Origin of the sequence: Pseudomonas tritici (assembly GCF_014268275.3) — a bacterium.
Taxonomy (GTDB): domain Bacteria; phylum Pseudomonadota; class Gammaproteobacteria; order Pseudomonadales; family Pseudomonadaceae; genus Aquipseudomonas; species Aquipseudomonas tritici.
This window is the reverse complement of the sequence record NZ_CP077084.1, coordinates 4004159-4030189: the sequence shown is the minus strand read 5'-3', so window position 1 is coordinate 4030189 and position 26031 is coordinate 4004159. Positions and strand designations below refer to the sequence as shown.

The window sequence follows — 26031 nt, the reverse complement described above, 5'->3', positions numbered from 1 at the left end:
AGTATACTGCGCACACCCACCCATTGAGCAATATAGTGCACAAAGAAAATCCACAACGGGCCTCGGTCCTGCAGCACGTCAGCCAGAACGTTCGTCGCCTGCGCCACGCCGCCGACCTCAGCCAGACCGCGCTTTCGGAAAAATCCGGGGTCAGCCGGCGCATGCTGGTGGCGATCGAGGCGGGGGAGAAGAATGTCAGCCTGTCCACCCTCGACCGCGTGGCCGAAGCGTTAAACGTGGCCTTCAGCGACCTCATCCAGGCGCCGGACGCGCCCGACCACAGCCGCATCAATGAGCTGGCGTGGGCCGGTGAGATTCCGGGCAGCAAGGCGGTGCTACTGGCCAAAGCCAATGCCCGGCGCGAAGTGGAATTGTGGGAGATGCGCCTGGAACCCGGTGATCGCTACAGTCCCGAGCCCGATCCGGATGGCTGGAGCGTGCAGCTGTTCGTGTATGAGGGCGCACTGACCCTGATCCTCGACGACGAAGAAAAACACGTCGTGGCGGGTGAGTTCTATATGTTCGCCAGCCGCCAATCCCACGGCTATCGCAACGAGGGTGACGTGGCGGTGTGCTTTGTGCGGACCGTGGTGATCTAACTGTTCGCCCGGCAACAGTAGATGCACACTTTGCTGGTTTGAAACGCGCTCTACTGCGCTGATTTAACAGCAAGTCGCTGATTTTATTGGCGATTAAATTCAGGCACGACTCCTGCAATCACTCCAGCATCCCATCGGAGCCTGGAGTCGGCCCATGTCTGCCCACCCTCAACACCCTGCCCATATCATCCGCTCGGACGCGGAAGCCATCGAGGTTGCCACGCGCCTGGCCGCACGGTTTGCCGTCGACGCCAGCGAGCGCGACCGCGAGCGTCGCCTGCCCATCGCTGAGCTCGACGCGTTTTCAGCCAGTGGCCTGTGGGGCATCACCATTCCCAAGGCCTACGGCGGCGCCGAGGTGTCCTATGTGACCGTGGCCGAGGTGATCAAACTGATTTCCGCCGCGGACCCTTCACTGGGCCAGATCCCACAGAACCACCTGGGCGTGGTCGACATCCTGCTGCAAACCGCGACCGAGGAACAAAAGCGTCATTATTTCGGCAAAGTCCTGGCCGGCTACCGTTTCGGCAACGCCTTCTCCGAAGCGAAGAGCAAAAATGCCGGCACCTTTGACACGCAGATTCGCTTCCATGGCGACACCGCGCAAATCAATGGCGAGAAGTTCTACTGCACCGGTGCATTGTTCGCCCACATCGTGCCCACCGTTGGCAACAACGAAAACGATCAAGCCTTCATCGCCTTCGTCGAACGTGATGCGCCGGGTCTTAGCGTGATCGACAGTTGGGACGGTTTCGGCCAGCGCACCACGGCCAGCGGCGGTGTGACCCTCGACCGCGTCACCGTGCCGCGCAGTGCGGTGATCCCCGCCCACCAGGCCTTCGACACGCCCACCGCCAACGGCCCGATCTCGCAGATTATCCAGGCCGCCGTCGACACCGGCATTGCCCTGGGCGCTCTCGAACACGCCAAGATCTACGCACGCCAGGCGCGCCCGTGGATCGACAGCCAGCAGGATCACGGCTGGCAAGACCCGTTCACCATCGCCGCCATCGGCGACCTCGAATGGCGTGTGCACGGCACCGAAGCGATTCTCGCCAAGGCCGGCAAGGCGGTCGACCAAGCACTCGCCGAACCCAGCGAAGACAGCGTGGCCCACGCCTCGCTGGTGGTCGCCCAGGCCAAAGTGCTGTCGGCCGAAACCGCCTTGCTCGCCAGCAGCAAGCTTTTCGAACTGGCCGGAACCCGTTCGGTCACCGGCAAGCACAACCTTGACCGCTTCTGGCGCAACGCGCGCACCCACACCCTGCATGACCCGGTCCGCTGGAAATACCACCTGATCGGTAACTTCGTGCTCAACGGCGTGAAACCTGCGCGTCACGCCTGGAACTGAGGAGCCTGACCTATGACCGTACTGAATCTTGCGCGCCAACTGCTTGAAACTACCCGCCACCACGTCGAGACAAGCGATGACCCGTACGTGATCAGCCGCTTCGGCGATTTGCAGATCCGCGTCGATGTCGCCGCCGCGTTGCTGGAGCGTGCCGACACTCACCCGAGCCCGGTTGCCGCCACCGAAGCGCAGATCGCCGCTGCCGAAGCCCTGATTGCCGCCAGCAACGCCGAGTTTGAACTCACCGGCCATCGCACCGCACTGCCGTCGACACTCGATGATCCGTTGCGCCTCAAATACCAAATCGTTGGCAACTACCACCTCAACGGAGTGCTTTGATGGCCCGTGAAATCCGCTTGAATGCCTTCGACATGAACTGCGTCGGCCACCAATCCCCCGGCCTGTGGGCGCATCCGCGTGATCGCTCGTGGCAGTACAAGGACCTGGAATACTGGACCGACCTCGCCAAAATCCTTGAGCGCGGCAAGTTCGACGGCCTGTTTATCGCCGACGTGTTGGGCATTTATGACGTGTACAACGGCAATGGCGACGCAGCGATTCGCCAGGCTACCCAGGTGCCGGTCAACGACCCGTTGTCGCTGATCGCGCCGATGGCGCTGGTCACTGAACACTTGGGTTTTGGCCTGACCGCCTCGTTGTCGTTCGAGCATCCTTATCCGTTCGCCCGGCGTCTCTCCACACTTGATCACCTGACCAAGGGCCGGATCGGCTGGAACATCGTCACCTCTTACCTGGAAAGCGGCGCCAAGAACCTCGGCCAGAAAGCCCAGACCGAACACGACGCGCGCTACGACTATGCCGAGGAATACCTCGAGGTTTGCTACAAGCTTTGGGAAGGCAGTTGGGAGGAGGGCGCGGTGCTGCGCGACCGCGAGCGGCGGATATTCAGCGACCCGAGCAAGATCCACGAGATCCGCCACGTGGGCAAACACTTCCAGGTGCCCGGCATTCACCTGTGTGAACCCTCGCCGCAGCGCACGCCGGTGCTGTACCAGGCGGGTGCGTCGAGCCGTGGCAAGCAGTTCGCCGCCGAACAGGCGGAATGTGTATTTGTGGCTGCGCCGTCCAAAGTGCTGCTGAAAAAGACCGTCGCCGATATCCGTCGCCGTGCCGCCGAAGCCGGGCGTGATCCGAAGAAAATCCTGATCTTCAACCTGCAGACGGTGATCGTCGGCGAGACGGACGCACAGGCAAAAGCCAAGTTCGACGACTACAAATCCTATGTCAGCTACGAGGGCGCGATGGCGCTGATCTCCGGCTGGACCGGTATCGACTTCAGCCAGTTCAAGCCGGATGAGCCGCTCAAGCATGTGCACACCAACGCGATTCAGTCGGCGGTGGAAGCATTTTCCACGGCGGACCCAGACAAGGTCTGGACGCCGAACGAACTGGCTGATTGGGTTGGCATCGGCGGCTTTGGCCCGTTGTTTGTCGGCAGCCCGGAAACCGTGGCGGACTTGCTGCAGGAATGGGTCGAAGAAACCGATGTGGACGGCTTCAACCTGGCGTATGCACTGACCCACGAAACCTTCATCGACGCCGTCGACCTGCTGGTGCCGGAGTTGCAGAGGCGCGGTGTGTATAAGACCGAATATGCCCAAGGGACGTTGCGCGAGAAGCTGTTCGGCGACGGCCCACGACTCGGAGCGAACCACCCTGGCGCCGGCTACCGCAATCTATCGGGTGTACACAAAACGAATGTGGGAGCGGCGGTGCGACGACTCGACTTGCTCGCGAAAGCGGACTGACATTCAGCATTGATGTTGACTGACCTACCGCATTCGCGAGCAAGCCCGCTTCCACATTTTGATCTTCATTGTTTGATCTATTTCAGCCAGCGGACCACCGCACGCTTAACCACCCAATAGGAGCATCTGCCTATGAGCGTGCACGAACTCAAACGCCCGCTGACCCTGGAATGGCCCGCCGAACTGCTCGGCAACCTGCCCAAGGCGCTCGAACAACTGCATCACTGGGCGCAGATCACACCGTTGCACACCGCCCTGCGCCACAAACGCCAGGGCCAGTGGTATGCCTGGCGCTGGATCGATGCATTACGTGACGTGGAGCGCCTGGCCGACGGCCTGCGCCAGCGGGGTTTCAGCGAGCAGTCGCGGCTGGCGCTCAGCGGGTCTTTCGAGCCGAACCTGCTGCTGCTGGCGCTCGCGGCGCAGGCCATCGGCGGGCAGGTCTTGACCCTGGACGATGACCTGGAGCCCGAGGCGCTGCAGCAACACCTGTGGCGCATCCACCCCACCCATTCTTATGCGCCGGGCCGCCAACACCTGCGGCATTGGCAGTCCGCCAACCCAGTGGATTTCACCCAACTGCTCGGTCCGGTCGAACCGGCCCAGCACCTTACGCGGTGGTGGCAAGCCACCGACGAGGCCGCGCTGTGGAGCGAAGAGGGCACCCATTGGCAGGGGGGCCTGGTCGTGGTGCTGGAGCAATGGCTCAACACCGGTCACGGCCTGGCCTTCCCGGAAAGCCAGGCCTCGGCGCGGCGTGATCGCAGTGAAATTGCGCCCACCGGCTTGCTGTTGTCGCCCATACGTTTGCAGTACCTGGCCGACGAGATTGAAAGCCGCCTCGCGCCCCACGGGACCTGGCGTCGGCGCTTGTGCGACTGGGCCATCGCCCACCCGCAAAGTGGCCTGCGTCGCCTGCTGAAAAACCGTGTGCGCAAACTGCTCGGCTTCCAGCGCCTGGCCTATATCTGGCAACCCCTCAAATCCACAGCCGAGCCGACGTGGCTGGATGAATTCAAACGGGACATCGCATGAGCCAAGCCATCCTCCAGGTGCGGGATATCTCGCTGTCGTTCAAGGGCGTCAAGGCGATCAATGCGTTGTCGTTCGACGTAGTGCGCGGCGAGATCTGCGCGCTGATCGGGCCCAACGGTGCCGGTAAAAGCTCGTTGCTCAACGTGCTCAATGGCGTTTATCGCTTCGATGCCGGCGAGATTGTTTTTGAAGACCAGCACTTCCACCGCATCGATCCGTTGGGTGCCGCGCGGCGGGGCATTGGCCGCACCTTCCAGAACAACGCGCTGTTCAAGAAGATGAGCGTGCTCGACAACATCCTCACCGGCCTGTCGCGGCATATGCGCAGCAGCGTTATTGAGCAGGCTTTAGGGCTGCCCCGCGTGCGGCGAGAAGCCGAAGCGTTCCGGCTGCGTGCCCAAGGCATCCTCGAATTTCTCGAACTGCAAGCCCATCGCGATGTATTGGTCGGCAACCTGTCCTACGGCCTGCAAAAACGCGTGGAGCTGGGCCGGGCGCTGATCGCCGGCCCCAGCCTGTTGCTGCTCGACGAACCCATGGCCGGGATGAACGCCGAGGAAAAACACGAAATGGCGCGCTTCGTCGCCGACGTCAACCGGGACCTCGGCACCACCGTGGTGTTGATCGAACACGACATGGGCGTGGTCATGGGCCTGTCCGACCATGTGGTGGTGCTCGACTACGGGCGCAAGGTCGGCGACGGCACGCCCGCCGAAGTGCAGGCCAATCCCGAAGTGATCGCGGCTTACCTGGGAGCGGTGCACTGATGACGTTCTTCCTTGAAACCCTGCTCGGCGGCCTGCTCGCCGGCACCCTGTATTCGCTGGTCGCTATCGGCTTCGTGCTGATCTACAAAGCCAGCGGCGTGTTCAATTTCGCCCAGGGCTCAATGCTGCTGTTTGCGGCGCTGACCTTTGTCAGCCTGCATGAGCAGGGCGTGCCGTTTGCCCTGGCATTGCTGCTCACGGTGATCGTGATGATCGTCGGCGCCTTGCTGATTGAGCGCCTGGTGCTGCGGCCGCTGGTGAACCGCTCGCAGATCACGCTGTTCATGGCGACGCTGGGCTTGTCGTTCATCATCGAAGGCCTGGCCCAAGGCTTGATGGGCTCGCAAGTGCGCGCGCTGGACCTGGGCATCGACGACGTGCCGCTGTTCGTTGGCCCGCTGATGCTCAGCCAGTTCGACCTGATCGCCGCCGCTGGCGCTGTGGTGCTGGTGACGGTATTGGCGCTGCTGTTCAACAAAACCCGCATCGGCGTGTCGCTGCGTGCGGTGGCGGATGACACCACGGCGGCGCTGTCCATCGGCATCAACCTTAACCGCATCTGGCAGATCGTTTGGGCCGTGGCCGGGATTGTCGGGTTGATCGCCGGGCTGCTGTGGGGCGCGCGCCAGGGTGTGCAGTTTTCGCTGTCGCTGGTGGTGCTCAAGGCCCTGCCAGTGTTGATCATTGGCGGTTTTACCTCGATTGGCGGGGCGATTGTCGGCGGGCTGATTGTCGGCGCGGCGGAGAACCTCGCCGAGGTCTACATCGGCCCGCTGATCGGCGGCGGCATCACGCCGTGGTTCGCCTACGTATTGGCCCTGGCCTTCCTGTATATCCGTCCCGCCGGCCTGTTTGGCGAGCGCGCCATCGAGCGAGTCTGAAACCATGTCGATCCCCGTTGCTCAAGAAACCGCGCCGCTGTTGCTGATCCAGCGGCGTATCCCCTGGGGCCTGATTGGCCTGTTGGCGCTGGCGTTTATCGTGGTGCCGCTGTGGGGCAATGATTATTGGCTCAATGCGATTCTGATCCCGTTTCTGGTGCTGTCGTTGGCCGGGTTGGGCCTGAACCTGCTCACCGGCTACACCGGGCAAACCTCGGTGGGCGCTGCCGGTTTCATGGCTGTCGGCGCGTTCGCCACCTACGGGTTCCTGCTGCGCTTGCCGGAGCTTGGCTTGCCGGTGGCCTTGCTCGGCGGTGGGGTTATCAGCGCTTTGGTTGGCCTGCTGTTCGGTTTGCCCAGCTCGCGGATCAAAGGCTTCTACCTGATGGTGACCACGCTGGCCGCGCAATTTTTCCTGGAGTGGCTGTTCGTCAAATTCCCCTGGTTCTACAACTACGGCTCATCCGGGACTATCTCTGCGCCGAAGCTGGCGCTGTTCGGCCATGACCTCAACACCCCGCTGGGTCGCTACCTGCTGACCCTGGTCACGGTGCTGTTGTTGACGTGGACCGCGACCAATCTGGTGCGCAGCCAGGTCGGGCGCAACTGGATGGCGATCCGCGACATGGACACCGCCGCCGCCGTGGTCGGTATTCCCGTGGTGCGCTACAAGCGCCTGGCGTTTGCGGTCAGCTCGTTCTACTTAGGGATAGCCGGCGCGCTGTGGGCCTTTGCCTATCTGGGCACGGCCAGCGCCAGCAGTTTCGATATCAACCGCTCATTCCAGATCCTGTTCATCATCATTATCGGCGGCATGGGCAGCATCGCCGGCAACTTCGTCGGCGCGGCCTTCATCAGTTTGCTGCCGATCTTTCTCAGCCATGCCGGGCAGGCGCTGTTCGGCGGTTCGGTGGATGCAGGGCAGTTGCAGAACCTGCAGAAAATCATCTTTGGCGTGTTGATCATCGTGTTCCTGATCAAGGAACCCGACGGCTTGATTCGCCTGTTGCACAACCTGCGTGACCGTGTGCGGCAGTGGCCGCTGCGTTTCTGACATTCCTCGAAGAGAACTCCTATGCGTGCATCCTTGAAACGTTCCCTGGTCGGCGCCGCTTTCGCGCTGGCCTCCCTGGCCGGCGCTGTACCCCAGGCCATGGCCTCGCCGGACCAGCAATTCATTCCCCTGGCGACCTACCGTGTCGGCGCCTACGCCTCCAGCGGCGTGCAGGTGTGGGCCGGGATGATTGACTACCTGCGTTACATCAACGAGGTCGAAGGCGGTATCAACGGCGTGAAACTGGTGTGGCAGGAATGCGAGACCGAATGGACGGCGGAGAAGGGCATCGAGTGCTACGAGCGCTTCAAGAATGGCCTGGATGGCGCGCCGGTCGCGGTGTACCAGCCTAACGGTGCACCGGCAGCCTATGCGCTGAGCGAGCGTGCCGAGGTGGACAAGATCCCGCTGATCACCCTGGGCTACGGTCGCACCGAAGCCACCGACGGCACGGTGTTCCCGTACAACTTCCCGGTGATGCTGACCTTCTACAGCGAGGCATCGACGCTGGTGAACTACATCGCCGAGCGCGAGGGTGGTTTCGACAAGCTCAAGGGCAAGAAGATTGCCACGGTCTACCACGATTCGGCCTACGGTCGCGAAACCCTCGGCCCGCTGAAGTTGCTGGCGGAGAAATACGGCTTTGAAAATATCCAGATTCCGGTGGCCGATCCTGGCAACGAGCAATCGGCGCAATGGCGCCAGGTGCGCCAGGCCAACCCGGACTGGGTGTTCCTGCGCACCTGGGGCGTGTCCACCCCGGTGGCGGTGAAGACCGCTGCGCGCTTCGGCTTTCCGGTGGACCATATCATCGGCGATATCTGGGCCAGCTCCAGCGAAGACGTCTTGCCCGCAGGTGCTGCCGCCAAAGGCTACCTGGCCCTCACACCGTACCCGGCGGGTGCGGACTTCGAGATCCACAAACGGCTCAAGCAGTACGTGCTCGACAAGGGCCACAGCGATCTCAAAGACCTGAAAAACTTCGGCAGCGTCTACTACAACTCCGGCCTGGTGAACGCCGCCGTCGCGGTGGAAGCGATCCGCACCGGCCAGGCCAAGTTTGGCAAGCGCCCGCTCAATGGCGAGGAAGGCCGTTGGGGCCTGGAACACCTGAATATCGACGATGCGCGTTTGAAGGACATGGGCTACCTGGGCCTGATGCAGAACCTCAAGCTGTCCTGCCGCGACCATGAAGGCGGCGGCTCGGCGCGGGTGCAACAGTGGGACGGCGCCAACTGGACACTGATCAGTGACTGGATCGCCGCCGACCGCGCATTACTGCGCCCGTTGATCGATGAAAAATCCGCTGCGTTCGCCAAAGAAAAAGGCCTGACGCCGCGTACCTGCACCGGGGATGAATAAACCATGAGCCAGCCTGCCACCGACTCTGCGCGCCCGTCGCTGCTGACGGTCAACGATATCGAAGTGATCTACGACGGTGCGATCCTGGCGGTGGCCGGCGTGTCGCTAGACGTGCCCAAAGGCGCCATCGTCGCGTTGCTCGGTGCCAACGGCGCGGGCAAGAGCACCACGCTCAAGGCTATTTCCGGGCTGGTGCGCGCCGAGCGAGCCGAGGTCAGCCGCGGCGTTATCGAGTACGCCGGCGGCGACCTGGCCGGCATCGACCCCAGCCAACGCGTGCGCCAGGGCATGGTGCATGTGCTGGAAGGTCGCCACGTGTTCGGCCAGCTCACCGTGGAGGACAACCTGCGCAGCGGCGGCTTTGTGCGGCGCTTGAGCCGCAAGGAGATGGCGCACGACCTGGAACGTATCTACGCCTGGTTTCCAAGGCTCAAGACCAAGCGCAACACCCGCGCCGGGCTGACGTCGGGCGGCGAGCAACAGATGGTCGCCATTGGCCGGGCGCTGATGACGCGTCCTACTTTGGTACTGCTCGACGAGCCGTCCATGGGTTTGGCGCCTATGATCGTGCAGGAGATTTTCGAGATCATCGCGCAACTCAACCGTGAGCAGCAGGTGAGCTTTTTGATCGCCGAGCAGAACATCAACGTTGCGCTGAACTATGCGTCCCACGGCTACGTGCTGGATACTGGGCGCGTGGCCCTGAGTGGCAGCGCCGCTGAACTGCTGGCGCGGGGCGACCTGCATGATATTTATCTGGGCAAACAGTAAGGGCGATTTCGCATGACTGAATCCATCCGCAACGCTGATGTGCTGATCATCGGCGGCGGCCTGAGCGGCACGATGCTGGCCGTGCAACTGCTGCGCTTGCCGGGCAAGCGGCAGATTCTGGTGATCGAGCCGCGCGCTGAACTCGGCCGGGGCGAAGCCTACAGCGCCGTCGAGCTGGGCCACACCCTGAACGGCAACGCGGCGCGCATGAGCGTCGACCCGGACAATGCCGACGACCTGACCCAATGGCTCACCGACTACATCAGCGCGGGTGGTTGGCCCGAGTCAAGCCAGCAGGCTGTGCCGATCAGCGAGCTGTTTCCGCCGCGCGGCATTTTTGGTCTGTATGCCCAGCAACGCTTGGCCGAAGCCAAGGCGCAGTCCGCTTCCAGCGTTGAGCATGTGCGCGGTGAAGGGGTCGACCTGCAAGTGGATGACGCCTCGACGCTGCTCACCCTCAATAACGGGCAGCAACTGCGCGGCGGCGTTGCGGTGTTGGCCACCGGCATGTTCCCGGCGGCGCGTACACCGCAGACCGAGTCCAGCGGCTTGAACGCGGCGGCGGTCGACCCTTGGGACGTGCAGGCGATGACCTTGATTGACCCGCAAGCGCCGGTGCTGATCATCGGTTCCGGGCTGACCATGGTCGATGCCGTGGTGTCCCTGGAACAGGCCGGGCATTGTGGGCCGATCGAAGTTTTCTCGCGTCACGGCCTGCTACCTCACGTGCGCCGACAACCGCCGAGCTGGGTGGATTTTCTCGGCGAAGACTACAGCCTGCGCACTCCTCGGCAATTGCTGCGTGAGGTGCGTCGCCAATGCCGGATTGCGCAAGCGCAGGGTATCGATTGGCAAGCGCCACTGGACACGGTGCGCGCGCATATCGCTCGCCTGTGGAGCCAGGCCAGCGAGCGTGAAAAACGTCAGTTCGTGCGTCATGTCAGGCCGTGGTGGGAAAGCCATCATCACCGCTCGCCGCCGTTGAGCGCGCAGCTGGTGGCACGGTTGCAGGAAGAGGGGCGGTTGCGGATTCGGGCGGCGTCTTACAGAGGCCTGGAACCTTCGGTTGAAGGGGTGACCATCCGTTTGCGTCACCGCGGCGAGCAAGCGGTCACGCAGGTTTCAGGGTCGGCGTTGATCAACTCCAGCGGCATCGAATACGACTGGCGCCGCGTGGCCCGGCCGTTGCCGCAACAGTTGCTCAAGCGTGGGTTGATTCAGCCAGGGCCATTGGCGTTGGGGATTGCGGCGGATGCTTCGGGGGCGGTGGTGGATGCCCAGGGGCAGGTCAGCTCGCGGTTGTTTGCCATGGGGCCGCCGTTGCGGGGGATGTGGTGGGAAAGTACGGCGGTAACGGATGTGGCGATTCAAGCTAAAGCCTTGGCCGCAAAGCTGACAAAAATCTAAATGGATCTTCATTTATCTTGAGACTTTCACAAGTCCAGGCCTAAGCCCAAACACCTCAACCCCCTGCGCCGTCGATTGCCCAGTCGTCACCTTCACTCGCTCCACCGGCTTATCCAGCGCCTCCCGGTATTCAACCGTCATGTCCGGCTGGATCGCCTGGCTCGGAATCACAATCGCCTGCGCATTGTTGTAGGTCACGATGGTCAGCCGCGCGCTCATCCCCAGCCGCACACGCTGCAACTGTTGCGGCGTGAGCTTGGGAATCGACAAGGTCACCGGGAATTGCGCACTGCCCTGGCTGTCGGTAGCAATCGCCAAACCACTCACCACGCTTACCGACCCTGTCAGCCGCTCACCCTCAAAACCATCCCCCAGCACTTCCACCGCCTGGCCCTGGTGCAACTGGTTGATGTCCAGCTCCGACACCTTGGCAACGATTTTCAGCCGCTCGATATTTGCCAGGCCAAACAACACCTGACCCTGGCTGACCTTACTGCCGGCCTGCACCGGGGCATTGTTGTTGCCGCCGCCTTGGGAGGAGGAGCTATTGCCCGGCGGTGGCACCACGATGCCGGAGAAGGGTGCCTTGACCTCTTTGCCTTCGAGCAGTTGGTACAGGGCGTCGTATTTCACCGTGGCGTTGGTCAGTTCCATGTCGGCGATCTGGCGGTATTCGCCCTTGCCCTGGTCGATCGCCTGTTGCAATTCGCTGCGGGCGGAGGCGAGGTCCAGTTGTTGCTGCTGGGTCTGTTGCCTGAGGTCGTCCAGCTCATTGCGCGGGATGATACCGCGCTGGAATAGGTTTTCACTTTCGGTGAGTTTGCGCTGGGTGTTACTGGCGGTCATTTCGGTGGTGCGCAGGCTGCGGCGTGCACGACTGACGGTGGGGCCGTTGTCCCAGTCCTGCATCTCTTGCACGGTGCGCCGGGCCTTGAGTTGGGCGGAGAGGGCGTCGCGCAGTTGCACCTCGAGGGTCGCCGGGTCCATGCGCAACAGCACTTGGCCGGCCTCGACCCGCTGGCCTTGCTCCACCAGATTGGCTTGCACATTGCCATCGAAAGGCGCGGTAAGGGTGATGGTGGTGTCGGGCTCGATTTTGCCCACCAGGCCGATCTGGTGCACCAGCGCATCGGGCTTGACGGCCAGCCACTGCTCGCTGGTGCTGGCCGGCGCGGACGCAGGGCTGCGCAAGGCCAGGCCCGCGCCCCCCAGCAGTACGATCAATACGGCGCCCAGCAGGCGTTTCTGATTAGTAGTCATTGAGGGCGATTTCCCAACTTTCCAGCGTCATGCCCAGCGTCAAGTCGAGCTGGGTCTGGGCGTTCAAATAAGCAATCAGCGCATTGAGCTGCGCGTTTTCGGCGTTGCGCAGGTCGGTCTCGAAACTCAGCACCTGGAAGTTGGTGGAGCGCCCGGCGCTGAGTTTTTCCCGCTCGATCTCGATCTTGCGCCGCGACAATTCCACGGCGCGCTGGGAGATTTCATATTGGCGCCAGCGGGTGCCGAGGTCGCGCACCACATCGTTGACGCTGCGCTCCAGTTCCTGGCGCGCGTCGGTGATGCGGATCTCCTGGTCCTCCACGTTTACCCGTGCGCGGACTTCGGCCTGGCGCGTGCTGATATCGCCGATGGGGATTTGCACCTGCACCCCGGCGTAGCTGTCCCACGTGCGATTGTTGCTGCTGCCGGCATCGTTATTGTAGGCGTCGCGCACCTGATTCGCGCCGGCCACCAAGTCCACCTGCCAGCGCCCGGAGTCCTTGGCGATCACCAGGTTGAGGTCAGCCTGCTGGCTGCCGAGCAAGGCGGCAAGGTATTCAGGCTGCTGGGTCTGCGCCAGGTTGAAGGCCTGGCGCTTGTCGATCTGCATCGGCCGGGCCTCCAGGGCTTCGGTGGCACGGACCGGCGTGGACAGGTCCAGGGCCAGCAGGCGCAGTAGGGAGAGACGGCTGGTGTCCAGTTGATTCTGCGCCTCTTCCACGCCCAGTTGCTGGGTGGCGATGTCGGCTTCGGTCTGCACGATTTCAAACTCGGCCATGCGCCCGGCACTGATCAGCGCCTTGTTGACTTCCAGCAAGGTGCCGGAGCGCTTGAGGGCGTCCTGCACGATGCTCAGTTGCTCCTGTGCGCGCAGCAGCTCGCGGTAGGTCGCGATGATCTGGCTGATGGTCTGCGCCACGGTGGCCTTGAGGTTCAGGCGGTTGGCCTGTTCCGACAGGCGCGACAGGCGCAGCGGTGCGGTGGTGGCGTCCCAGCCGGCGCCACGCAGCAGCGGCTGGATGATCGCCAGGTCGAGGCCGTCGCTGCGATAGCGGCCGGCGCGGTCGGCGTTGTTCAGTTGCTGGGTCCAGGCCATGCTCAGGCGCGTGCCGTATTCGCCGAGCAGGCTGGTGGCCGGCGCCACGTTGGCATTGCGCGCGTTGTCGGCGGAGCCGCGGGTATTACGGTAATAACTGTTGAGGGTGAGCTTGGGGTTGAACACATCTTCGGCCACGCGCAGGTCGAACTTCTGCGCGACCCGTTGCAGGTAGGCGCTGCGAATCGCCGGGTTGTTGCGCAGGCCCAGGTAGACCGCATCGCCCAACGTCATGGTGGTGGCCTGGGCATTCAACGAGACGCCGCGGTCGTAGCCGCTGCGGGTGGTGCTCGGCGCCGACGGTTTGATCACCACGTCGGCGGCCACGCCCGGCAGGCTGACCAATGCGAGCAGCCAGAGCCATTTACTCATCGCGCAGGGCCTCCACCGGCTGCAACCGTGAGGCTGAGACCGCCGGGTAGAGGCCGAAGAACAACCCCACCAGCAATGTGCTGCCCACCCCCAGCGGCAACGCAGCGACGGCGAGGGCGAATTCCCAGCTCGACAGCCAGGCATACAGCCACGCGGCGGTCATGCCCAACACGGCACCGCACAAGGCCCCCACCGCCGTGAGCGTGATGGCTTCGAGCAGGAACAGGTTGCGGATGTCCCGCTGGCGCGCACCGAGAGCCATGCGAATGCCGATCTCGCGCCGCCGCTCCGAGACGTTCATCAACATCACGTTCATCACCCCCACGCCACCGCCCACCAGGGAGATCGCCCCCAGGGCCAGCAGCAGATAGGCGAAGGTGCGGCTTTGCCGGGTCATGCCGTCGATCATTTGCTGGGGCACCTGGATGTCCACATCGTGGTCGGGAAGTTGCGGTTTGAGAGCGGCGGCTACGTCCTTGGCAACGCGCTCCATGTCCTGGCCCTGCGTGGCGCGGATGATCACGTTGCCGATCTGCGGCGCTGCATAGATGCGGCGCATGCCTTCGGCGGGGATGAACAGTGATTCGTTGGCCTGCACCGGCATCAGCATCGCCCGCGGCTGGCTTTGCAGGATGCCCACAATCAGGAACAGGTAATCGTTGATGCGCACACGGTCGCCCAGTTGCAGCGGGTCACCCGGCGCGCCCAGGGCCTCGGCCACCTGCGCGCCGATCACGCCGTAGGTTTCATTGGCATCAAAGCTCGACAGGAAACGCCCCTGTTGCAGTGCCAGGCGCATCGCGTCCTTGATATCCGGTGTGCTGCCGACGAAGTTGGTATTGACGGTGCGGCCATGGAATACGATGGGCCCGCTGAATAACGAGAGGGCGCCGATGTGCGCAACGCCGGGCACCGCTTGGCGCACGGCGTCCAGGTCCAGGCGGGCGGGCATCGGTGAACTGCTGCCGCCTTTGGGTGGGAACTGGGCGATCAGGGTGTCGGTGCCCATGTCCTTGAATATCATCGCGGCATCCACCGCCGCGTTATGGCCGATATTGATCAGTGCCACCACCGACGAGCTGCCGATCACGATACCCAGCAGGGCCAGGATCGAACGCTTGCCCAGGGTGCGCAGGCTGACAAACGCTTCATGCAGCAGTTGGCTGAGGCTTTGTTCGACCCGCAGGCGGCTCTCTCCCTGCGGGGTCATAGGCAGCCGGCCTCTTGCACCACGCCATTGCGCACCAGGATCTTGCGGTCCAGGCGCTCGGCGATGTGCGGGTCGTGAGTGACGATGATCAGCGTGACCTGTTGCTCGCGGTTCAAGGCCAGCAGCAGGTCCATGATGTCCTGAGCGGTGGTGCTGTCGAGGTTGCCGGTGGGTTCGTCGGCCAGTATCACCGAGGGTTTGCCCACCAGGGCCCGGGCAATCGCGACCCGTTGGCGCTGGCCGCCGGAAAGGTCGGCGGGGCGATGGTGGGCACGGTCGGCCAGGCCGACTTGCTCGAGCATGCGCAGGGCTTGCTCCACCGACTCGTGGCGCGATAGGCCGCGATAACTCAAGGGCAGGGCGACATTGTCCAGGGCGCTGAGGCGCGGCAGCAGGTTGAAACTCTGGAACACGAACCCGATCTGCTGGTTGCGGATGGCCGCCAGCTGATCGGGGGTGGCGTTGAAGATATCGTGGCCGGCAAAGTGGTACTGACCGCAGTTGGGCAGGTCCAGCAGGCCGAGGATATTGAGCAGGGTACTTTTGCCGGAGCCGGATGCGCCGAGGATGCCGCAGCTGTCGCCGCTGGCGATGGTCAGGCATACATCATTGAGAATGGACAGGTGTTGCCCGGCCAGCTGATAGCTTTTGCCGATGCCTTGCAGCGAGATCAAGCCTGGGTGCGCGGGGGTAGCTGTCATGAATACGCCTTCAGTCTGGGCGCCGCCCTCATCTGCTCCGGTAAAGCTTTGTAACAAGTTGGGGAGACTGACGGAGTACACGCCATGGACTGGTTTTGTTTCTTGTTTTTAAAATATTGTTTGAATACTAACCGGCTTCCCGTCGCTTCGCCAGCCATCGATGTAGAGCGGTATTACCTTGGGAAAATGCTTACTCCCGGTGGAGAAAGGTGGCTCAACACTTTGATGAATCATCCATGGCGAGCCCGTCGTTCGAGGCTTTCGAACATATGGCGGTGTGTCACTACTTGCTTTCGAGCGACGTCCCCGGTATAAAAAAATCAAATAATTTTTTAAAACAATATTTCCCACGTGGAACTTCTATGGTCGCGAAGAAAGTCAGCGCTCCAAACATTACCAAGACTCGATTGCTGGATGCGACAGAGGCTCTCTTCATCAAGTATGGATACGACGCCGTTTTGTTGCGGCAGATTACCGAGCGCGCCCAGGTGAACCTGGCGGCGGTGAACTACCACTTCGGGGACAAGGACTCCCTGATGAAAACCCTGCTGATGCAGCGCCTGGAACCGCTCAACGAGCAGCGCCTGGAGCTGTTGGCACGCTGCGAAGCCGAGTCCGACGGCCCACTCGATTGCGACACCTTGCTTGGCGTGCTGTTTGCCCCGGCCATGGGCCTGGAACGCAGCGATCCAGCCAGCGCGAGTGGGGAAGGGCGTTCGTTTATCCGGTTCCTGGGTCGGGTCTACAGCGACACGTCGCCGTTTATCCAGGAATACCTCAAGGTGCATTACCAGCCGGTGTTCCAGCGTTTCTTCGAAGCCTTCGCCCTGGCCTTGCCGGATCTGCCGCGCAATGAACTTGGGGTGCGCCTGCAGTTTGCCCTCAAGGCGATTTCCGGCGTGATGGCCGGGACTGAGCTGCGCCTGCTGATGAACTCCATGAGCCTGGGCCGTCCGGCGACGGATGCCGAGGTGATGGCCAAGTTGATCACCCTGGTGTCGGCGGCGATCCGCGTGCCACAGCAAAGCCCGGAAGCGGAGCATGCTTTGGCCAAGGTGCTGGATACCCAGCGGGCCATTCGTGAGCAGGCGGTCGCGCCCGCGAACAAGGCGGCGCGCTAGCTCAAATTCCAGGCAAAAAAAAGCCCGCTGGGGCGGCGGGCTTGATATGCAACGTTTGTAACGGATGAGGCTTCACACTACGTTCCGGGATGTGAATAAAACGTGAAAACTTTGTAAGGTAAAGTGTGAAAACCTTGAAATCTGTAATCGCATGGGGAATTTCTTTTCCTCCCGGCGAATTCAGATTTTCCAGCGCCCGGCACTCTTGGCCAGCCGCTGGCGCATCGCATCGATGTTCTGCGCCAGTTGCAAGGTCAGCAGCCGGTAGCCATCCAACGCGCTATAGACCGGCACGTCCAACCCAGGCTCAACGCTGGCGTGGCTCGGCCGCTCCAACCGCTCCGTTACTCCAGATTTCAACGCCCGTGCCATGCCCACCAGTTGCACGCGAATTTGCCGATGCTCGGCCTTCAACATCACCTGCATCCGCGCCATCGCCGGTTTATCGCGAGGGTCGGGCCGGGTATTGCCGAGAATTTCCAGGGTGCTGATGCACATCCGTAAATGCCGCTGGATCGCGTCCAGCTCAGTCATGGAGATGCGTACCTCCTTGGACACCGACGACATTAACGAGCGCAACTGCAACATCGCCGCATTCAGCCGATTGAGCAGCTTCAGGTGCTGATCATCCGTGACCGACTCGCCATTGATAATCCGGCTGTAGATCTCGGCGCAATCGCGCAACGCGCTGGCCAGGTTGTAGCGCCAGGAGTACACGGCATACAGCGGCAGGGCGAAGGAAAAGGCCAGGGCGAGGGCGATACCGATCAGGATATCCACGGTGCGCCATAACCCGTCCGACAGCGGGTTGTCGCCGTGACCCGCGACGATAAACACAGTGATCGCCGAGAGCAGCGCGGTGTAACCGCCCTTGCCGATGGCGTGGTAGGAAAAGAAGCCGCACACCACCGACATCAGCAGGTAGGTCAACAGCGGCTGGCCGACGTACGCCTCCTGCACCACCAGCAACAAGCCGACACTGGCGCCGATCAAGGTGCCATAGGCACGCTCCACGGCTTTCTTGCCGATATTGCCGTGGTGCTGCAAGCCGCCGATCACCACCAGCATGGTCACCGAGGCCCATTCACCGTGGGGCAGGTTGAGGCCAGTGGTCAGCATAATCGTCGCCAGCAAGCCGATGGACACGCGCACGGCGTGGATCAGCTTGGCGTGGCGATAGCGGCGGTAGGGGTCGAGCAGTGGGCGCAACAGGCGCCGGGCGAAGAGGGGCAGGTTCATCGGTATTAAAGTGGCCTCGGTGATCAGGGCAAACTCGATCACATGTGGGAGCTGGCTTGCCTGCGATGCAGGCACCTCGGTGTTTCAGGTACACCCGGTCGATGCTATCGCAGGCAAGCCAGCTCCCACATTGTGAGCGGTGGCACGCTTAAAAAATGTAATCAGTGGTCAAGAAACTCGAATCACGGTTACGCAAAATATCGCTGACCAGCGCCTTGTTGCTCTCCTGGAATTTGGTCGCCACCAAGGTGCGGATCGAGAACACGCGCAATGCGTCATGTACCGACAGCGTGCCCTCGGCCGAGTTCTTGCGCCCGTTGAAAGGGAAAGTGTCCGGCCCGCGCTGGCACTGGGCGTTGATGTTGATACGGCCGACCTGGTTAGCGAAGGTATCCACCAGGCGCCCGACTTCCACGGCATTCGTACCGAAGATGCTCAGTTGTTGACCGAAATCCGAGTCCAGCACGTAGTCGATCACCTTCTCTACATCACGGTAAGGCACGATCGGCACCACTGGGCCGAACTGTTCCTCGTGGTACACGCGCATCTGCGGGTTCACCGGGTACAGAACGGCCGGGTAGAAGAACGACCCGCGACTCTCACCGCCATGCTCATTCACCACCTTGGCACCGTGTTGCGCGGCATCGGCCACCAGGCTGTTGAGGTAATCCACCTTGCCCACTTCGGGCAATGGCGTCAGCGTCACACCGTTTTCCCACGGCATGCCGGGTTTGAGCGTGGCCAGCCTCTTATTGAATTTGTCGATAAAGCTGCCGACGACATCTTCATGCACGAACAGGATTTTCAACGCGGTGCAGCGCTGGCCATTGAACGACAACGAGCCGGTGACGGCTTCACTGACGGCATTGTCCAGGTCTACCTCAGGCAGCACGATGCCGGGATTCTTCGCATCCAGGCCCAGCGCCGCACGCAGGCGGTGCGGCTTGGGGTGCAGTTTCTTCAAGTCACTGGCGGCCTTGTTGGTGCCGATAAACGCGAAGATATCGATCCTCCCGCTGGCCATCAGCGCGCTGACGGTTTCGCGGCCACTGCCGTAGATCACGTTGATCACCCCGGCTGGGAAGCTGTCGCGAAACGCCTCCAGCAATGGGCGGATCAGCAGCACGCCGAGCTTGGCTGGCTTGAACACCACGGTGTTGCCCATGATCAGCGCCGGGATCAGCGTGGTGAACGTTTCGTTCAGTGGGTAGTTATAAGGGCCCATGCACAAGGCCACGCCCAGCGGGACGCGGCGGATTTGGCCGAGGGTGTCCTGTTCCAGCTCGAAACGGCTGGAGCGACGGTCGAGTTCCTTGAGGGCATTAATGGTGTCGGTGATGTAGTCGCAGGTACGGTCGAATTCTTTCTGCGAGTCCTTGAGGTTCTTGCCGATTTCCCACATCAGCAACTTCACCACCGCGTCGCGTTGTTCACGCATGCGTCGCAAGAACGCTTCGACATGCTGGATGCGGTCGGCCACACGCATCGTCGGCCATTCGCCCTGGCCCCGGTCATAGGCGCGCACGGCGGCGTCGAGGGCGGTCAGTGCGGTGTCGGCATCCAGCAGCGGCGTGCTGCCGATATGCACACGCTCGTCGCCCAGTTGCACCGGGCTTTGCACCTTGGCTAACGGGCCGTTCCATACTTGCAACTGGCCGTCGACCAGGTAATCGCGCTGTTCGATGGGCGCTGCCAGGCGGAATTCTTCGGGAATGTCGGCGGCGGAGGCGGGAAACAGCTGGGCGAGCAGGTTGCTGGTGGTCATGTCGCTACCCCTGTAATAGTTGCAAAACATGACTAGAGAGTCACCCATCCAAGGGCTGCGTGGCAAGGGCCAGGCGCGTCAGAGCAGCCCGCCGGCCAGCGCTACGCCCAGCGCCGCGCCGATTTGCCGGGCGGTGTTGAGGATGCCGGCGGCCACCCCAGCCTGTTCCTTTTGCACCCCATTCATCAGCGCGGCAGTGGCGGCGGGGGTGATCAGCCCCGCGGCGAGGCCGATCAGCGGCATGGGCACGACGATCAACGCGTAATCGGGTGTTGAGACGCTGATCAGCAGCAGGGCGAAACCCACGGTGTATGAAAACAAGGCGCCACCGATCAGCCAGCGGCTGCCAAAGGCGCGAACCAGTTCGCCGGCCATCAGGCTGCCAAGGCTGACCATGACCGTCAGTGGCAGGAAGGCGGCGCCGGTCCTCAGCGGTGAGAAACCCAACGTCCGCTGGAAATACAGGCTGAGTAAAAACATCAGGCCATACAACAGCAGCGCCGACACCAGGGACACTGCCACGCAGGCGCTGAACACGCGGTTGCCAAACAGTTGCACCGCGCGCCACACCGACGCTCGAGGCTGTGGTGCACTGGCGGCAAGGCGCGCGCTCAAGCCGATGGCGATCAGGCCCAGTGGCAGGTTGGCGAGGAAAATGCTGCGCCAGCCCAGGGTCTCGATCAGCACGCCGCCTACCAGAGGCCCGGCAGCCATGGCGATACCGCCACAACCGGCCCAAATGCCGATTGCTTTCGCGCGCCCGACCGGGTCGTCGAGATACGCCTGGTTGATCAACGCCAGTGACGCCGGCACCAGCATCGCTGCACCCATGCCTTGCAGTACCCGAGCGGCAACCAGTGTCATGCCATTCCCGGCCAAACCACACAGCAACGACGCCAGGGTAAACAGCAGCAATCCATGCAGATAGAGACGGCGCGCGCCAAACCGGTCCGCCAGTGCTCCGCCGCCGAGCAGCAGGCAGCCAAAGCTCAACGTGTAGGCGCTGACCACCCACTGCAGCGCTGTATTGTTGCTGTGCAAGGCGAGGGCGATGGGCTCCAGCGCGACGTTGACGATGGACGTGTCGAGGATCACCAGTACGTAGCTGAGGCTGGTTGCGGCCACTGCCTGTCGTTGTTGCATCGCGGGTCATCCTTGAAAGGGGCAGGCGGCGAATCTAGCCGAACGGTTGACGTGGATGCTTCGACGGCGGCCGAAGCATGCACGCGGTCGGCGCGCCTATACTGCGTCGGTCCTGATGGAGAGCTGCCATGTCAAACCCGTCCACCTTCACTGAAGTTGCCGCCCTGATTGCCGAGCCTGCCCGCGCCGCGATCCTGCTGGCGTTATTCGACGGGCGTGCGCTGCCGGCCGGCGAACTGGCCTTTGCCGCCAGCATCACCCCGCAGACGGCCAGTACCCACCTGGCCAAGCTGGTCGCCGGTGGGTTGCTCGCCTGCGAAACCCAGGGCCGGCATCGTTATTACCGCTTGGCCGGTGCGCATGTGGCACAGGCCATTGAATACCTCAGCGCAATTGCCCCGATGTCGGCGATAGTGCTCAAACCCCAGAGCCGCGAAGCCCAAGGGCTGCGTTTTGCGCGTTGCTGCTACAACCATCTGGCCGGGCAATTGGGCGTCGCCGTGACCCAGGCGTTGGAGAAAAACGGCTACCTGCGCGCCATCGACGATAAACACTTCGAGGTGCTGCCTGCAGGCGAAATATGGTTGCGCACCCTGGGCATCGACTCTCCTACCGTGAAGCCCGCCCGCCAATGCCTGGACTGGACCGAGCGCACTCATCACGTGGCCGGCCCGCTGGGCGTGCAACTGCTGAGCGCCTTGTGCGAAGCCGGTTGGTTGCGCCGTTCCAAAAACTCCCGTGCGGTGCTGGTCACGCCCAAAGGGTGGGCGCAGTTCAAGGCGCAACTGGGGCTGGCCCCGCGTGACCTGGAAAACCTTGAGCACAAGCCCGCGCTGGCCGGGTAAACTTGGCGGCTTTCTTGAAGGAGTTCACATGAGTCAGTACCAGCCGGGCATTCTTGCCGCACCGGTGCCGTTGCAGGCACGCCATCTGTTTTTTGCCGTGGATTCCCTGGCTGCCGTTCCCGCAGCGCTGGACGCGTTGGTGCAGTTGGCCGATTCGGTGGCAGTGGTCGGTTTTGGCGAGCCGCTGGTAAGCGCTCTGGGCGCAGGGATTGAAGGCTTGCGCACATTCCCCATCGTCAGTGGGCCGGGCGCGCATAACCCGTCGACCCAGCAAGCACTGTGGGTGTGGTTGCATGGCGTGGATCGTGGTGAACTGCTGTTGCGCAGCCGCGCCTTTGAAAAGGCGCTGGCCCCGGCGTTTCGCCTGGTGCAGGCGACCGAAGGTTTCCGCTACAAGACCGGCTTCGACCTGACCGACTACGAAGACGGCACTGAAAACCCCCATGACGACGCAGCGGTTGAAGCGGCCCTGACCGACAGCGGCGCCAGTTTTGCCGCGATCCAGCAGTGGCAGCACGACCTCGACGGCTTCGCCGCCTTGCCTGCGCAAGAGCGCGACCACATCATCGGCCGTCGCCACAGCGACAACGAAGAACTCGACGACGCCCCCGAGTCCGCCCACACCAAACGCACCGCCCAGGAAAGCTTTACCCCGGAAGCCTTCGTGGTACGCCGTTCCATGCCATGGGCCGAGAATGGCCAGGCCGGGTTGATGTTTCTTGCGTTTGGTCATTCCTTTGATGCGTTTGAAGCGCAACTGCGCCGCATGAGCGGCCTGGAAGATGGGATTGTCGACGGGTTGTATCGCATCAGCACGCCGCTGACCGGCGGCTACTACTGGTGCCCGCCGATCAAGGAGGGGCGTCTGGACCTGAGTGCACTGTTCGTCACTGCAAGCCACTGAAAATGTGCGAGGGGGGTGCAGCTACCTACCGGCTCGGCGGGTGAATACCTGGCCACCTGGCTTGGCAGTGAATTATTGTGGGGCATGGCTAAAACGGAGCATCGGTGAACATGAAGATACGGACAGCCACGCAATCAGCCACTGAAAAAATTCGCCGCCGCCCTTAATCTAAACGCCTTTGTCACCTGCCCGGACCGTTCATGTCTTCTGTTGCCGATGGGTTGCCCCTCAATAAACGCCTGCCGGCCGTCATTGCGATCTCCTTGGGGATCGGCATGGCGACGCTGGACACGGCCATCGTCAACACCGCGTTGCCGACCTTGGCCGAGGGGATTGGCACTGACTCTGCGTCGGTGATCTGGGTGGTCAATGCCTACCAGTTGGCGATCATCGCGACGGTGCTGCCGTTTGCTTCGCTCAGTGACGTACTGGGACATCGCCGCGTTTACCTCGGCGGGTTGCTCGTCTTTATCGTGTCGTCGCTGTTTTGCGGCCTCGCCGGTTCGCTCGTCACCCTGACCGCCGCGCGGGTGGTGCAGGGGCTGGGGGCGGCGGCGATCATGAGCGTGAATACGGCGTTGTTGCGGCATATCTATCCTTCAAAAATGCTTGGACGGGGGTTGGGCTATAACTCGTTGGTGGTGGGGCTGGCGTTTACGCTTGGGCCGACGGCGGCGTCGGCGATACTGTCTGTGGCGACCTGGCACTGGTTGTATCTGATCAACGTACCCTTGGGCTTGCTCGCACTGGCGCTGGGCTTGCGCTCGTTGCCGACCTTGCCGATGACTGGGCACGCCTTTGATCGAGTCGCCGCCGTGTTGTGTGCCGGGTTGTTTGCGTTGCTGGTCTTGGGGCTGGGCACGGCAGTGCACGGTGCACAAGGCACTCTGACCCTAGGCCTGGTCGCCGTGGCGCTGGCGTGCGGCGCCTTGCTGCTGCGGCGCCAAGCCGGGCACCCGGCGCCGATGCTGGCGCTGGATCTGTTCAAGCGCCCGGTGTTTGCGTTGTCTTCCCTTACCGCTATTTGCGCCTTCAGCGCCCAGGGCCTGGCGTTTGTGTCGTTGCCGTTTCTGTTGCAAGCGGCGCTTGGCCATAGCCAGGTCGAAACCGGCTTTCTAATGACGCCGTGGCCGGCTGTGGTGGCGGTGATGGCGCTGGTAGCGGGGCGCCTGGCGGACCGTGTATCCCTGGGCGCGCTGTGCGGCATCGGCCTATTGATGCTCAGCGTGGGAATGGCCGCGCTGGCAACATTGGGCAGCGGCGCCTCGGCGTTTGATATCGGCTGGCGCATGGCGCTGTGTGGAGCCGGTTTTGGCTTCTTCCAGTCACCTAACCTCAAGGCGTTGATGACCAGCGCACCGCTGGCTCGCAGTGGTGGAGCCAGCGGCATCGTGGCGATTTCGCGATTGCTGGGGCAGACGCTGGGCGCGTCGTTGGTGGCCTTGTGTTTCCACCTGTCGCTGGGCAACGGCCCGCATTATGCGCTGTGGTTGGGTTGCGGGTTCGCACTGGTGGGCGCCGTGGCCAGTGGCTTGCGTTTGTTGCCCTACGGGAAAAAGCCGTTGTAAATCACGGTTGCGGAAGGCTACCGTGGCGACCTGAATATTTCGGGATGTTTCCAGATTTATGTCCAGCCTGGCCCTCCGCACTGCTGATACCCATTCTCGCCGCGCCGCGCTGACCCTGGCCTTATGCTTGCCCAGTGACGTGTTGCTGTACCTGCTGCTGCCGATGGAATCCCAGGCGTTCGGTATCACCCTGGCCCAAGCCGGGGTGCTGCTGGCGGCCAACCGCCTGGTGCGGATTTTCGGCTACCGGCATGTGCTCAATTTCTACGCGCGCAACGGCGACCGCCTGACCTGCATGATTGCCGCCGGTGCGGCGACCCTGTGCGCGTTGGGCAACTCGATGTTGTCAGGCTTCGCGGCCTTGTTGGGGTTGCGGCTGGTGTGGGGCCTGTGTTTTGCCGCGTTGAACCTGTCGACCCAAGTACTGGCCACCTCGGAGCCGGCCGGTGCCGCACGCCGGGCCGGGCGTTCCCGGGCGATGATTGCGCTGGGGCCGATGCTGGCGCTGCCGCTCGGCGGCTGGCTGACGTTGTGGGCCGGGCCGCGTCCGATCTTTTTGATTTTGGCCGGGTGTTGCCTGGTGGGCTTGTGGATGGCGCGCGGCTTGCCTACCGCTGGGCATGATTTACACAGCACGCCGGGGCGTCGCTTCAAGTGGCCGGACAGCGTGGCGGTGTGGTCGTTTATCGAGGGCGTGGCGCTGGATGGTCTGTTTATCTTTGGCCTGTCGATCCAGGCGCAGAAGCTGCTTGGCGGTGATGCGGTGCTGATCGCCGGTGGCCTGATGGCCCTGCGGTATGTGTCGGAAATGCTCCTGAGCCCGTTGGGCGGCCGCGCCGCGCAGCATTTTGGCGCCACCTCGATGTTGCTGTTGTTTTCGTTCCTGAGTGCCCTGGCCCTGACGGCGTTTGGCAGTTACTGGGTGATTGTCGGCGCGGCGGCGGTGTTGGTACTGCGCGCGCTGCAACTGCCGCTGGTGACGACCCTGGTGGCGGAGCGTAACCCCGGTTCGATGCGCGTATCGGCCCTGGCCTCGAATGCCGTGTGGCGTGATATCGGCGCCGGCCTCGGGCCATTGCTCGCAGGCCTGCTGCTGCCGATTGCCTCGGCGCCCTGGGTGTTTGGCCTGGCGGGCGCGGCGATTGCGCTGAGCGCGGTGTTCTGCTGGAGGGCCAACACGGCAACGCAATGATTCAAGGGGTTTTGAAGCTTTGCAGCCAGGCCGGATCGAAGCGGGTTTGTTCGGTATCCATGCCCAATGCCTGCATCTTGGCCTTATGGGCCTCGACCTCACCGACCAATTGCGCCTGGGCGCTGGAGTTGGCGTCCAACTCATGCATTTGCGTCAGGCCCAGGTGATAAAAACGCAGCACCTTGATCGCCGTCGGGTCATTGGCCTGGACCCGCTCGGTGACCTTGTGCATCACATTGGTCACGCTCATCAGGCTGCGCTTGAGTTGCCAGCCGTACACCGCCGGCGCCAGCCAAGGCTGGGTCCAGAACGGCCCGCGCACCAGGGCCAAGGTGATCAGCACCCCGGCGAAGACGCCGCCGACATTGAAGCGGAAGTTATCACCGCCGGGCTCGCCGAACAGCATCACTGCCAGGCTCGACAGCAACATACCCAGGGCCAGGAAGAGCACCGCCACAATCAGCGTACTGCGCCGGGTCTGTTGGCGAAAGGTGACAGGGTCGCAGGGTTTGAGCTCGAACATCCGGGTCGTTTCTCCAGAAGGGGCTGGCATCATCTCACGCTTGGGCAAACAAGTTGAACGATGGCGCACAGCGGTTTCTCTAAAGCTGTGTAGACC

Annotated in this window: 24 protein-coding genes; 16 read left to right on the top strand and 8 right to left on the bottom strand. The window is 62.7% G+C overall.

Annotation, left to right across the window (positions count from 1 at the left end; translation table 11 throughout):
- The first annotated feature begins 35 nt into the window (after window positions 1–35).
- The 11 genes from HU722_RS18175 (at window position 36) to HU722_RS18125 (ending at window position 10996) form a co-directional block, all read left to right on the top strand.
- On the top strand, window positions 36–599 hold the full coding sequence (locus tag HU722_RS18175) for a helix-turn-helix domain-containing protein (protein WP_065873442.1): 564 nt from the start codon (window positions 36–38) through the stop codon (window positions 597–599).
- 154 nt (window positions 600–753) lie between these two features.
- On the top strand, window positions 754–1950 hold the full coding sequence (locus HU722_RS18170; protein ID WP_065890750.1) for an SfnB family sulfur acquisition oxidoreductase: 1197 nt from the start codon (window positions 754–756) through the stop codon (window positions 1948–1950).
- Window positions 1951–1962: 12 nt separating this feature from the next.
- Entirely contained in the window at window positions 1963–2289 is a 327-nt protein-coding gene (locus HU722_RS18165; RefSeq protein ID WP_065873440.1) for an acyl-CoA dehydrogenase, read from the top strand.
- Complete coding sequence (locus tag HU722_RS18160) at window positions 2289–3719, top strand: LLM class flavin-dependent oxidoreductase (protein ID WP_065873439.1); 1431 nt, start codon at window positions 2289–2291, stop codon at window positions 3717–3719. Before HU722_RS18165 ends, HU722_RS18160 begins: the two co-directional genes overlap by 1 nt.
- 132 nt (window positions 3720–3851) lie before the next feature.
- The gene (locus tag HU722_RS18155; protein ID WP_065890751.1) at window positions 3852–4754 is read left to right on the top strand and encodes an AMP-binding protein; all 903 of its coding nucleotides are present in this window, start codon (window positions 3852–3854) and stop codon (window positions 4752–4754) included.
- The gene (locus tag HU722_RS18150) at window positions 4751–5521 is read left to right on the top strand and encodes an ABC transporter ATP-binding protein (RefSeq protein WP_065910984.1); all 771 of its coding nucleotides are present in this window, start codon (window positions 4751–4753) and stop codon (window positions 5519–5521) included. The genes HU722_RS18155 and HU722_RS18150 overlap by 4 nt, the downstream gene beginning before the upstream one ends.
- A complete protein-coding gene (locus HU722_RS18145; RefSeq protein ID WP_065890752.1) occupies window positions 5521–6402 on the top strand; it encodes a branched-chain amino acid ABC transporter permease in 882 nt (293 codons plus the stop codon). Before HU722_RS18150 ends, HU722_RS18145 begins: the two co-directional genes overlap by 1 nt.
- Window positions 6403–6406: 4 nt before the next feature.
- Window positions 6407–7456 (top strand): branched-chain amino acid ABC transporter permease, encoded by a 1050-nt coding sequence (locus HU722_RS18140; protein ID WP_065881845.1) that lies wholly within the window; start codon window positions 6407–6409, stop codon window positions 7454–7456.
- Window positions 7457–7477: 21 nt separating this feature from the next.
- Window positions 7478–8818, top strand: coding sequence for an ABC transporter substrate-binding protein (locus tag HU722_RS18135; protein ID WP_065890753.1), 1341 nt, complete (start codon window positions 7478–7480; stop codon window positions 8816–8818).
- A gap of 3 nt (window positions 8819–8821) precedes the next feature.
- Entirely contained in the window at window positions 8822–9589 is a 768-nt protein-coding gene (locus HU722_RS18130) for an ABC transporter ATP-binding protein (RefSeq protein ID WP_065890754.1), read from the top strand.
- Window positions 9590–9601: 12 nt separating this feature from the next.
- Window positions 9602–10996 (top strand): FAD/NAD(P)-binding protein, encoded by a 1395-nt coding sequence (locus HU722_RS18125; RefSeq protein WP_065890755.1) that lies wholly within the window; start codon window positions 9602–9604, stop codon window positions 10994–10996.
- Window positions 10997–11008: 12 nt separating this feature from the next.
- Here HU722_RS18125 and HU722_RS18120 read toward each other — a convergent pair whose 3' ends face one another.
- Genes HU722_RS18120 through HU722_RS18105 form a run of 4 tightly spaced genes read right to left on the bottom strand, consistent with a single transcriptional unit; the run spans window position 11009 to window position 15635 of the window.
- Window positions 11009–12256: an efflux RND transporter periplasmic adaptor subunit gene (locus HU722_RS18120; protein ID WP_065890756.1), complete on the bottom strand. Its 1248-nt coding sequence runs from the start codon at window positions 12254–12256 to the stop codon at window positions 11009–11011.
- The gene (locus tag HU722_RS18115; RefSeq protein ID WP_049712645.1) at window positions 12246–13724 is read right to left on the bottom strand and encodes a TolC family protein; all 1479 of its coding nucleotides are present in this window, start codon (window positions 13722–13724) and stop codon (window positions 12246–12248) included. Before HU722_RS18115 ends, HU722_RS18120 begins: the two co-directional genes overlap by 11 nt.
- Window positions 13717–14934 carry an ABC transporter permease gene (locus HU722_RS18110; RefSeq protein ID WP_065890757.1) on the bottom strand — a complete coding sequence of 406 codons (1218 nt, stop codon included), beginning with the start codon at window positions 14932–14934 and terminating at the stop codon, window positions 13717–13719. Before HU722_RS18110 ends, HU722_RS18115 begins: the two co-directional genes overlap by 8 nt.
- Window positions 14931–15635 carry an ABC transporter ATP-binding protein gene (locus HU722_RS18105; protein WP_065881857.1) on the bottom strand — a complete coding sequence of 235 codons (705 nt, stop codon included), beginning with the start codon at window positions 15633–15635 and terminating at the stop codon, window positions 14931–14933. Before HU722_RS18105 ends, HU722_RS18110 begins: the two co-directional genes overlap by 4 nt.
- A 362-nt stretch (window positions 15636–15997) precedes the next feature.
- Between HU722_RS18105 and HU722_RS18100 the strand changes: the two genes are divergently transcribed.
- Complete coding sequence (locus HU722_RS18100; protein WP_065873428.1) at window positions 15998–16756, top strand: TetR/AcrR family transcriptional regulator; 759 nt, start codon at window positions 15998–16000, stop codon at window positions 16754–16756.
- Window positions 16757–16936: 180 nt separating this feature from the next.
- Here HU722_RS18100 and HU722_RS18095 read toward each other — a convergent pair whose 3' ends face one another.
- The 3 genes from HU722_RS18095 to HU722_RS18085 form a co-directional block, all read right to left on the bottom strand.
- Window positions 16937–17995 carry an FUSC family protein gene (locus tag HU722_RS18095; RefSeq protein WP_186752812.1) on the bottom strand — a complete coding sequence of 353 codons (1059 nt, stop codon included), beginning with the start codon at window positions 17993–17995 and terminating at the stop codon, window positions 16937–16939.
- 148 nt (window positions 17996–18143) lie between these two features.
- Window positions 18144–19760: an NADP-dependent glyceraldehyde-3-phosphate dehydrogenase gene (locus HU722_RS18090; RefSeq protein WP_065881859.1), complete on the bottom strand. Its 1617-nt coding sequence runs from the start codon at window positions 19758–19760 to the stop codon at window positions 18144–18146.
- Between the two features lie 78 nt (window positions 19761–19838).
- Entirely contained in the window at window positions 19839–20903 is a 1065-nt protein-coding gene (locus HU722_RS18085) for an MFS transporter (protein WP_065890758.1), read from the bottom strand.
- A gap of 128 nt (window positions 20904–21031) precedes the next feature.
- Here HU722_RS18085 and HU722_RS18080 point away from each other — a divergent pair, with 128 nt between their 5' ends.
- The 4 genes from HU722_RS18080 (at window position 21032) to HU722_RS18065 (ending at window position 25412) form a co-directional block, all read left to right on the top strand.
- Entirely contained in the window at window positions 21032–21748 is a 717-nt protein-coding gene (locus HU722_RS18080; protein ID WP_065873425.1) for an ArsR/SmtB family transcription factor, read from the top strand.
- 28 nt (window positions 21749–21776) lie between these two features.
- Window positions 21777–22652, top strand: coding sequence for a Dyp-type peroxidase (locus HU722_RS18075; RefSeq protein WP_065873424.1), 876 nt, complete (start codon window positions 21777–21779; stop codon window positions 22650–22652).
- A gap of 200 nt (window positions 22653–22852) precedes the next feature.
- Entirely contained in the window at window positions 22853–24220 is a 1368-nt protein-coding gene (locus tag HU722_RS18070; protein ID WP_065873423.1) for an MFS transporter, read from the top strand.
- A 58-nt stretch (window positions 24221–24278) separates the two neighbouring features.
- On the top strand, window positions 24279–25412 hold the full coding sequence (locus tag HU722_RS18065) for an MFS transporter (protein WP_065890759.1): 1134 nt from the start codon (window positions 24279–24281) through the stop codon (window positions 25410–25412).
- Between the two features lies 1 nt (window position 25413).
- Here HU722_RS18065 and HU722_RS18060 read toward each other — a convergent pair whose 3' ends face one another.
- Window positions 25414–25935, bottom strand: coding sequence for a DUF3087 domain-containing protein (locus HU722_RS18060; protein WP_065881869.1), 522 nt, complete (start codon window positions 25933–25935; stop codon window positions 25414–25416).
- Between the last annotated feature and the right edge of the window lie 96 nt (window positions 25936–26031).

Coding starts and splice junctions, on each gene's coding strand:
- HU722_RS18060 (WP_065881869.1), bottom strand. CDS start 25,935: ATGTTCGAGCTCAAACCCTGCGACCCTGTCACCTTTCGCCAACAGACC.
- HU722_RS18120 (WP_065890756.1), bottom strand. CDS start 12,256: ATGACTACTAATCAGAAACGCCTGCTGGGCGCCGTATTGATCGTACTG.
- HU722_RS18085 (WP_065890758.1), bottom strand. CDS start 20,903: ATGCAACAACGACAGGCAGTGGCCGCAACCAGCCTCAGCTACGTACTG.
- HU722_RS18095 (WP_186752812.1), bottom strand. CDS start 17,995: ATGAACCTGCCCCTCTTCGCCCGGCGCCTGTTGCGCCCACTGCTCGAC.
- HU722_RS18165 (WP_065873440.1), top strand. CDS start 1,963: ATGACCGTACTGAATCTTGCGCGCCAACTGCTTGAAACTACCCGCCAC.
- HU722_RS18100 (WP_065873428.1), top strand. CDS start 15,998: ATGGTCGCGAAGAAAGTCAGCGCTCCAAACATTACCAAGACTCGATTG.
- HU722_RS18140 (WP_065881845.1), top strand. CDS start 6,407: ATGTCGATCCCCGTTGCTCAAGAAACCGCGCCGCTGTTGCTGATCCAG.
- HU722_RS18105 (WP_065881857.1), bottom strand. CDS start 15,635: ATGACAGCTACCCCCGCGCACCCAGGCTTGATCTCGCTGCAAGGCATC.
- HU722_RS18065 (WP_065890759.1), top strand. CDS start 24,279: ATGTCCAGCCTGGCCCTCCGCACTGCTGATACCCATTCTCGCCGCGCC.
- HU722_RS18130 (WP_065890754.1), top strand. CDS start 8,822: ATGAGCCAGCCTGCCACCGACTCTGCGCGCCCGTCGCTGCTGACGGTC.
- HU722_RS18080 (WP_065873425.1), top strand. CDS start 21,032: ATGTCAAACCCGTCCACCTTCACTGAAGTTGCCGCCCTGATTGCCGAG.
- HU722_RS18110 (WP_065890757.1), bottom strand. CDS start 14,934: ATGACCCCGCAGGGAGAGAGCCGCCTGCGGGTCGAACAAAGCCTCAGC.
- HU722_RS18070 (WP_065873423.1), top strand. CDS start 22,853: ATGTCTTCTGTTGCCGATGGGTTGCCCCTCAATAAACGCCTGCCGGCC.
- HU722_RS18170 (WP_065890750.1), top strand. CDS start 754: ATGTCTGCCCACCCTCAACACCCTGCCCATATCATCCGCTCGGACGCG.
- HU722_RS18145 (WP_065890752.1), top strand. CDS start 5,521: ATGACGTTCTTCCTTGAAACCCTGCTCGGCGGCCTGCTCGCCGGCACC.
- HU722_RS18135 (WP_065890753.1), top strand. CDS start 7,478: ATGCGTGCATCCTTGAAACGTTCCCTGGTCGGCGCCGCTTTCGCGCTG.
- HU722_RS18160 (WP_065873439.1), top strand. CDS start 2,289: ATGGCCCGTGAAATCCGCTTGAATGCCTTCGACATGAACTGCGTCGGC.
- HU722_RS18150 (WP_065910984.1), top strand. CDS start 4,751: ATGAGCCAAGCCATCCTCCAGGTGCGGGATATCTCGCTGTCGTTCAAG.
- HU722_RS18075 (WP_065873424.1), top strand. CDS start 21,777: ATGAGTCAGTACCAGCCGGGCATTCTTGCCGCACCGGTGCCGTTGCAG.
- HU722_RS18090 (WP_065881859.1), bottom strand. CDS start 19,760: ATGACCACCAGCAACCTGCTCGCCCAGCTGTTTCCCGCCTCCGCCGCC.
- HU722_RS18155 (WP_065890751.1), top strand. CDS start 3,852: ATGAGCGTGCACGAACTCAAACGCCCGCTGACCCTGGAATGGCCCGCC.
- HU722_RS18125 (WP_065890755.1), top strand. CDS start 9,602: ATGACTGAATCCATCCGCAACGCTGATGTGCTGATCATCGGCGGCGGC.
- HU722_RS18115 (WP_049712645.1), bottom strand. CDS start 13,724: ATGAGTAAATGGCTCTGGCTGCTCGCATTGGTCAGCCTGCCGGGCGTG.